The following is an 8,514-nucleotide window of genomic DNA, read 5'->3' as shown; positions in this document are numbered from 1 at the left end:
CGGCTGCGGATGCAACGACACAGCGAGGACGAAGGCGTGTTCATACGTAGCCTGGCGACGCGTCACCATCACGGCGGGGTGACCGATTCGACCTCCCAAATTATCCACGCACTCGACGCCGCGGGTTTCGACATCATCATCGTGGAAACCGTCGGCACTGGGCAGGATGAAGTGGAAGTCGCGGAAGTGGTGGACACAGTCGTCGTGGTCTTGATGCCCGAGTTGGGCGATGAGATCCAGCGGGCGAAATCCGGTTTGATGGAAATTGCCGATATCCTGGTAATCAATAAAGCGGATCTATTCAATGTCCGCGCCCCCGCGACCGGCCCCCAATACAGCGCGCAGAAATGGGAGCGCCCGACGATTCATACCTCCGCCAAAAGCGGCGAGGGAATCACTACCCTTTGTGGTGCGATGGATGTCCACCACGCATATCTTGTGCGTTCAGGGGAACTGGCCAAGAGACGTGCGTGGGCTGTCCGCGCCGAGGTGACTCGACTATTGCAATCGCGCGTGTCGGCCTCTATACTTTGTGCGCTCGAAGGGCCACCGGCGCAAACCATTCTGACCGATGTCGCCAAGAGAAAGCTTGACCCGTACGACGCGGTTGAGAAATTGACAACAGAGATTTTAGGGAGCAACAAGAGGAGTTCCAAACATGTCGCCACAAGCACTCGCAGACAAACCGCAAAGCGCCGCAAAACCCGCCGCTGAGGCGCGCCGCTACAAGAATTTTATCAACGGGGAGTGGGTCGAGTCGTCCTCGGGAAAGACCACTCCCAATATCAATCCCGCCAACACCGACGACATCATCGGCCATGCGCCGCAATCGACCCGCGAGGAAGCACAGGCCGCCATTGCCGCCGCCCAGGCCGCATTCCCCGGGTGGCGCAATACGCCGGCGCCAGCGCGCGGACGCATCCTTGCGAAGGCCGTGCAACTTACTTACGAGCGCAAGGAGGAAATCGCCCGCACGATGACGCGCGAGGAAGGCAAAACCCTCAGTGAATCACGCGGTGAAGTCCAAAAAGGCATCAACCTCCTCGAGTATTACGCGGGCCAATCCTTTCGTATCGAGGGTCGCACTTCGCCGAGCGAGATGCCCAGCACGTTCGTCTACACAATTCGCCAACCGCTCGGGGTGGTGAGTTGCGTCACCCCTTGGAATTTCCCGTTTTGCATTCCCGTCTGGAAAACAGCGCCCGCGCTGGTCGCCGGCAACACGGTGGTCTTCAAGGCCGCCAGCAACACGCCCGGCTGCGCCGAGCTGCTCGCGAAAATCTATGAAGATGCCGGCCTGCCCAAAGGCGTGCTGAACCTGGTCTACGGCGGCGGCGGCACGGTCGGCGATGAATTCGTGAACAACAAAGCGGTTCGCGCGGTCTCGTTTACCGGTTCTTGTGAGACGGGCGGACAGGTTGCCAAGCAGGCCGCCGCGCACCTAGCAAAAGTCACCTGCGAGATGGGCGGCAAAAACCCGTTGGTCGTGATGGATGATGCCGATATCGATCTCGCCGTGGAGGGTTGCGCGCAGGGCGCTTTCGGTTCGACAGGACAGCGCTGCACCGCGACCAGCCGCCTAGTTCTGCACAAGGCGATTGCCGATAAGTTCCTTGAAAAGCTCGTTGAGCGCGTGAAGAAGATCAAGGTGGGTGACGGTACGGAAGACGGCGTCAACATGGGCCCGGCGGTTGACAAGGCGCAGTACGAAACCGATCTGCGTTACATCGAGATCGCCAAGAAAGAAGGCAACAAGTGCCTGATCGGCGGCAGCGCGCTGACCGAGGGTAAACTCGGCAAAGGTTATTTCGTCGCCCCGACCATATTCGACAACGTGAAACCCGAAAACACGCTGGCGCAGGAAGAAGTCTTCGGTCCAGTGTTGGCTGCCTTCCGCGTGGGCGACTTCGAGGAGGCTATGGCTGTCGCCAACAACGTGCAGTTCGGACTGACCTGCTCGATTTACACAGGCGACGCGAATCTCGTGATGCGGTTCACCGACCGTATCGAGGCGGGCATGGTCCACATCAACTCGCCGACGGTTGGGGGTGAGGCCCAGTTGCCATTCGGCGGATTCAAATCGACCGGCTACGGCAGCCGCGAGATGAGCGACGAAGGGCTGAACTTCTTCACGCAACTGAAAACCGTGTTCTACGACTACACGGGCGTAAAGCGTCAAACCAACATTTACTAGGAGAGCAACATGGCACGCATCGTACGCGGCGGACTGATCCAGGCAACCAACCCGGAACCGGGGACATCGTCCGTCAAGAAGATCAAGCAGGCGATGATCGAGAAGCACATCAAGTTGATCGAGCAGGCCGCAAAAAAAGGCGTGCAGGTGCTCTGCATGCAGGAAATTTTTTACGGCCCGTATTTCTGCTGTGAACAGGAACTCAAGTGGTACGAGTCGACTGAGCGCGTGCCGGACGGTCCGACGACGAAGTTGATGCAACGGCTGGCGAAGAAGCATGGGATGGTGCTGGTCGTCCCTGTGTATGAGGAAGAAGCTACAGGTACGTACTACAACACGGCTGCTGTGATCGACGCCGACGGCAAGTATCTCGGCAAATACCGCAAGAACCATATCCCCCACTGCCAACCCGGCTTCTGGGAGAAATTTTATTTCAAGCCCGGCAATCTCGGTTATCCCGTGTTCGAGACCGCCGTCGGCAAAGTGGGCGTTTACATTTGCTACGATCGACACTTCCCCGAAGGCTGGCGATTACTCGGCCTCAACGGCGCCGAGATCGTTTTCAATCCCAGTGCCACCGTGGCAGGACTCAGCGAATATTTGTGGAAGCTCGAACAACCGGCCGCAGCGGTCGCCAATATCTTCTATGTAGGCGCGATCAATCGTGTCGGGACCGAGAAGCCCTGGGACTTCGGTGAATTTTACGGCCAGAGCTATTTCGCCAATCCGCGCGGCCAGATTATCGCCGAAGGCCCGCGCGAAAAGGACGCCGTCATCGTCGCCGACCTGAATCTCGACATGATCCGCGAAGTGCGCAATGTCTGGCAATTTTATCGCGACCGCCGTCCCGAAACTTACAAGGAAATGTCCGAACTGCTCCCGTAGCCTGATGAACGCACCCATCCAGGAACTCGAAGGCGTCCGCGTCACGAACGGCATTCACGAGGTCACGGGGAATATCTCTCATTCACCCTACTGGAACGAGGACATCGCGCCGACGTTGGTGAAAGACCGCAAGTGGGGCATGAAGGACATCGCGGCGCTGTGGATTTCGATGTCCGCGTGTATCCCGACCTACATGCTCGCCTCGTCGCTCATCTCCGAGGGCATGAACTGGTACCAAGCGGTGCTCACGATTTTTTTCGGCAACGCCATCGTGTTGGTGCCAATGATTCTCAACGCGCACGCGGGCACGAAATACGGGATCCCCTTCCCCGTGTACTGCCGCGCGTCGTTTGGTATTCGCGGCGCGAATATCCCCGCCCTGTTGCGCGCATTTGTCGCGTGCGGCTGGTTCGGCATCCAGACCTGGATCGGCGGGTGGGCGATTTACAAGATCGTCACCATCTACGTGCCCGCGTGGGATTCTCTGCCAACTTGGTGGGGCGGCATCAATATCGCGCAGTTCGCCTGCTTCATGTTTTTCTGGGGCATCAACATGTTCGTCATTTACAAGGGCATCGAATCGATCCGCATCCTCCTCGATATCAAGGCTCCCCTGCTCATCCTCCTCGGCCTGGCGTTGCTCGCCTGGGCCTACCATGAGGCGGGCGGTTTCGGGCCGATGCTCTCGCAGCCTTCGGCGTTCGTGCCGGGTGGCCCTAAAGCCGGGCAATTCTGGCTGGTGTTTCTCCCGGCGTTGACCGGCATGATCGGCTATTGGGCAACTCTTTCCTTGAACATCCCCGATTTCACCCGGTACTCGCGCACGCAGCGTGACCAGGTTATCGGCCAGGCGGTTGGGCTGCCGACAACGATGGCGCTCTACTCCTTTATCGGTGTGGCTGTCACCTCCGCAACAATAGTAATCTATGGCTCGACCATATGGGATCCGGTGGTGTTGATTACCAAGTTCAAAAGCCCGGTCGTACTTGGTATTTCGTTGTTCGCCCTGTGCCTCGCAACGCTGGCAACCAATCTCGCCGCGAATGTCGTCAGCCCCGCCAATGACTTCTCGAACCTGTGGCCGTCAAAAATCACGTTCCGTATCGGCGGCCTCATCACCGGCATCATTGGCATCCTGATCGAGCCATGGAAACTGGTGGCTGATCCCAGCGGTTACATTTTCACATGGTTGGTGGGTTATTCTGCCCTGCTCGGGCCCATCGGCGGCATTCTGATCTGCGACTACTTCGTAATCCGCCGTACGAAGCTGAACCCGATTCAGCTCTATTTGCGCGACGGCCAGTATTTTTACGGCAGCGGCTTCAACCCTGCCGCTGTCGTGGCGTTGGTGCTCGGCATCGCGCCGAACGTGCCCGGCTTCCTTGGCACCATCAAGGTGTTGGACCCCGCGAGCGTCGGCCCATTCTTGATGCACCTCTACAGCTACGCCTGGTTCGCCGGCTTCTTCATTTCATTCGTTGTGTACTGGGCCTGGATGGCCCTCGTGCGCAAACCGCAAACTGCGAGGTAATTCCCATGCACATGAAACCCACTGAAACTTTGACGCCCGACCAGATCGGGCAAATGCGCGACGAATATATCCTGCCCAGCACGATGAAGTATTTTCCGATAAACATCGTCAAGGGCGACATGCAGTTCGTGTATGACGACAAGGGCAACAAGTATCTCGACGGATTTTCCGCCGTCGTCACGATCAGCGTGGGCCATTGCCATCCCGAGGTGACCGGCCCGGCCATCGAGCAGATGAAGAATCTGCAGCACATGACCACGCTGTACTATCACCCGAACCTCGTCCGCTACGCCGAAAAAATGGCGACGATCATGCCGGGCGGCTTGAAGGTCAGCTTCTTCACCAACAGCGGTTGCGAAGCCAATGAACTGGCCGCGCTCCTCGCGAAGAATTACACCAAGCAGACGGAATTCGTCGGCCTGCGCCACAGTTTCCATGGACGCACGCTGATGGCCATGACGTTGACCGGCCAATCGAAATGGCGGCACTCGTTGCCGTACGTCTTCGGCGTGACCCACATTTCGCCGGGCTACTGCTACCGCTGCCCGTTCGGCTTGAAGTATCCCTCGTGCAACGTCGCCTGCGCGCGCGAGCTCGAGGACGTTATCAAGTACAACACGTCCGGCAAGATCGCCGCGTTCATCGCGGAACCGATCCAGGGATTTGGCGGCGTGATCGATCCGCCCAAGGAATATTTCGAAATCACCTACGATATCGTCAAGAAGTACGGCGGCGTGTTCATCTCCGACGAAGTCCAGACGGGCTTCGGGCGCACGGGCGACAAATGGTGGGGCATCGAGCATTGGGGCGTGAAGCCCGACATGATCACGATGGCCAAGGGCATGGGCAACGGCATTCCGCTCGGCGGCGTGACCTGCACCAAGGAAATTGCCGAGTCGATGCGCGAGAAGGTCCACTTCAATACCTACGGCGGCAATCCCGTTTCGATGGCCACCGGCCTCGCGGTCATCGAAACCATCGAACGCAACAACTACATGCACAACGCCCAGGTCCAGGGCGACCGTCTCGCCGCCGGCTTCGACAAGCTGGTTCGGGACCACACGATCGTCGGCGAACATCGAGGCAAAGGCCTCATGCGCGGCCTCGAGATCGTGAAGGACAAGGAATCGAAAGAAGTCGCCCCGCAACACGTCCAGCGCGCGATGGAGCTCTGTAAAGATCGCGGCCTGCTCATCGGCCGCGGCGGCATGGCCGCCAACACCATCCGCATCAAACCCCCACTCTGCATCACCAACACCGACACCGATTTCATCCTCAAGACCCTCGACGAAGTTTTCACGATAATCGAGAAGGGGTAGGCCACCATCGACCTCATCGCGTCTTTGCGCAAGCGTTCCCGATGAATCAATTGCCGTTGAAACGTTCAGGAGAAACGGTCACTGCCTTTCTTTCCAGTCTTGGCAGTCTTCGTGAAACGCGTCTTACGGCGACCCTCGGCTTTCTAGTCTCTCGTTTTCCCGATGAGTTTCTTCCGGTAATTGCCGACGCAAAGGCACGACTCACTTCGGTACTTGTGGAAGAAACCGAAGAGGGAAACCGGTATGACCTGCTGCTGCAGGATGATCGTCGTCCAATTATCATTGAGGCCAAACTCGGTTTACGTCAGAACCCCAATCAACTTCTTCGGTACGTGAAGAAGGTGCGAAAGACTTATGGACGTCCGAGGCTTGTAATCGTGGACGTTGGCTCAGCGAAAGTGCAAACTTGGGGCGAAGATTACGCCAAGATAAAATCGCTGGTGGATGGTCCGCATTTTGTGACCTGGACGCAGATTGCCGGTGTCTGCAGGCGGATTGTGAGCCTAAAGAAGAGCTTTGCTCGCGACCGAATTGCGGCTTCAGTTGCAGAAGATTTGGAAATTCATCTGGAGGAAAATGGTATGAGTACAAGTGAACGGCCCGAAATCTATCTACGTGACATGAGCACAACGGGAACAGTCCGGTTATATTTCCGCCACTGCATTTACAAGTGTCAACCAGAGTATATTCGCTCTGCTCGCGGCAATCTGTACTTTGCTCCGTACTTCACGAAACGTGTTAAGAGCACACTGGAGGAAGATGTATTGTCGCCTATTGGCGAGGGCATCTCTTACATTTCTCGCGTTAAGGATGTCCAAGTCGTCGAAAGGAAGCAAGTCCGTGATTATTTAAGAGCGCAAAAGATTAAAGACCCTAAAGAAGCCGCAGAGCTAACTCTCAAGCACCACAGGATGCCCAAGATTTTGATAATGATCCTGGGACAACCACAGCTTCTGTTTCTGTCGCCTATCACCAAGTCGAAGTTGAAAGGCTTCGGCAATGGTGCGATGGGCGCTCGATCTTGCACGCTCGAATCACTTCTCAACGCATGTCATTCGTAAATGCGATTGGATCTGAAGTCATACTGGCATTAAGAATAGCGGACAATCCCGCAAGGTGTGTCTGTGGTTTGGTTGTCATCCTGAGCGCCGCAGCCGAGAACAACCAGATTCCGTAGCAATTATTGGCACGCCCTACTTCTTGGTAGCGGACGTTTTAGCCACCGCATCGCTGACCACATCGCAAACCCGGTCAGCCTCAGCAGCAGTCAATGTCAACGGCGGTTGCAGGCGAATGACGTTCGCGAACGTGCCGCCGGCGCCGACCAATACGCCCGCTTCGCGGCACAGTCGCCGGACTTCCTTGGTTTCCGCGACGGCGGGGGTCTTCTCTTTGTCCTTGACCAGCTCGACGCCGATCATCAGCCCTTTACCGCGCACGTCACCGATCAACGGCGCGCTTTCGGCAAACTTCCGCAACCGTTTCATAATCTGCTCGCCCCGGGCCGCCGAGTTCTCCGACAGCTTCTCCTGAATCAGCACATCAATGTTAGCCAGCGCGGCGGCGCAACTGACCGGGTTGCCGCCGAACGTGGAGAGATGGTCGCCGGGCTTGAACGCGCCGCCCACATCCGCCCGCGCCGTGAACGCACCCAATGGGAACCCGTCGGCAATGCCCTTGGCCGTCGCCATGATGTCCGGCTCGACGCCGTAATGTTCGATGGCGAACATCTTGCCCGTGCGCCCGAAACCGCTCTGCACTTCATCGCAAATGAACAGAATGCCGTGCTTGTCACAAATCGCCTTGGCGTATTTGAAATAGTTGTCCGGCGGAACGATGATGCCGCCCTCGCCCAGCACCGACTCCGCAATAAACGCCGCCACATCCATGGACGTCTGCGAGCGGATCACGTCCTCAATCGCCTCCGCGCAAGCCGCCGCGCAATCATCCGGCGTACTGGTCTTGAACGGGCACCGATAAGAGTGTGGCGCCGGCGCGAACGCCACGCCGGAGAGATACGGGCCGGAACCTTTCTTGCGCGCGTAATTACCGGTCACCGAGAGCGTACCGGCGGTGCGTCCATGAAAACTCTGAGTCAACGCAATAAGTTCTCTCTTGCCGGTGAACTGTTTGGCCAGTCGCATCGCGCCCTCAACGGCCTCCGCGCCGCTGTTGGCAAAAAAAGTCTTCTGCAACTTGCCAGGCGTGATCTCCGCGAGGCGCTTGGCCAATAGTCCCGCGGTCGGACTGTAATAAATGTACGTGGAGCAGTGGACCAGTTTGTCCATCTGCGCTTTCGCCGCGGCGATGACCTTCGGGTGATTGTGCCCCGCGTTGACAACCGAGATGCCGCTGAAGCAGTCGAGATACGTTTTGCCGTCGCTGCCGGTGATGGTCGTGCCATGCGCCTGCTCGACCTCAATCGGTTCGAAGCCGGCCACCATGCTCGTGATCATGTACTGGTCGTAAAGTTCTTTGGTCGTCATTCCATTTCCTCTCAAAATTGTCGTTTTGCTCGCTAAACATCATACCAATTCTTTAACTGGCACTGGCAAGAGAATAACACCTCAACTATTATAAAGCTG

7 protein-coding genes are annotated in these 8,514 nt (G+C 57.4%); 6 read left to right on the top strand and 1 reads right to left on the bottom strand.

The genetic code is table 11. From position 1 onward, the window contains the following. The 6 genes from VNL17_08825 to VNL17_08800 all read left to right on the top strand — a co-directional run. The coding region (locus VNL17_08825; protein HXI84178.1) for a hypothetical protein at positions 1 to 714 on the top strand (714 nt) is incomplete at its 5' end. Next, on the top strand, positions 659 to 2,194 hold the full coding sequence (locus VNL17_08820) for an aldehyde dehydrogenase family protein (protein HXI84177.1): 1,536 nt from the start codon (positions 659 to 661) through the stop codon (positions 2,192 to 2,194). The genes VNL17_08825 and VNL17_08820, both read left to right, overlap by 56 nt. A 9-nt stretch (positions 2,195 to 2,203) precedes the next feature. After that, positions 2,204 to 3,079 (top strand): nitrilase-related carbon-nitrogen hydrolase, encoded by an 876-nt coding sequence (locus VNL17_08815; GenBank protein HXI84176.1) that lies wholly within the window; start codon positions 2,204 to 2,206, stop codon positions 3,077 to 3,079. 4 nt (positions 3,080 to 3,083) lie between these two features. Continuing rightward, entirely contained in the window at positions 3,084 to 4,610 is a 1,527-nt protein-coding gene (locus tag VNL17_08810; GenBank protein ID HXI84175.1) for an NCS1 family nucleobase:cation symporter-1, read from the top strand. An 11-nt stretch (positions 4,611 to 4,621) separates the two neighbouring features. After that, positions 4,622 to 5,929, top strand: coding sequence for an aspartate aminotransferase family protein (locus VNL17_08805; GenBank protein HXI84174.1), 1,308 nt, complete (start codon positions 4,622 to 4,624; stop codon positions 5,927 to 5,929). 41 nt (positions 5,930 to 5,970) lie between these two features. After that, on the top strand, positions 5,971 to 6,990 hold the full coding sequence (locus tag VNL17_08800) for a PD-(D/E)XK nuclease family protein (protein HXI84173.1): 1,020 nt from the start codon (positions 5,971 to 5,973) through the stop codon (positions 6,988 to 6,990). A 132-nt stretch (positions 6,991 to 7,122) separates the two neighbouring features. Here VNL17_08800 and VNL17_08795 read toward each other — a convergent pair whose 3' ends face one another. After that, positions 7,123 to 8,415: an aspartate aminotransferase family protein gene (locus tag VNL17_08795; protein ID HXI84172.1), complete on the bottom strand. Its 1,293-nt coding sequence runs from the start codon at positions 8,413 to 8,415 to the stop codon at positions 7,123 to 7,125. Positions 8,416 to 8,514: the final 99 nt, after the last annotated feature.

This window comes from Verrucomicrobiia bacterium, from assembly GCA_035577545.1.
In the GTDB taxonomy this organism is placed as follows: domain Bacteria; phylum Verrucomicrobiota; class Verrucomicrobiia; order Palsa-1439; family Palsa-1439; genus Palsa-1439.
Note: the sequence above shows the minus strand (reverse complement) of the source record. Positions and strands in the feature narration are given on the sequence as shown.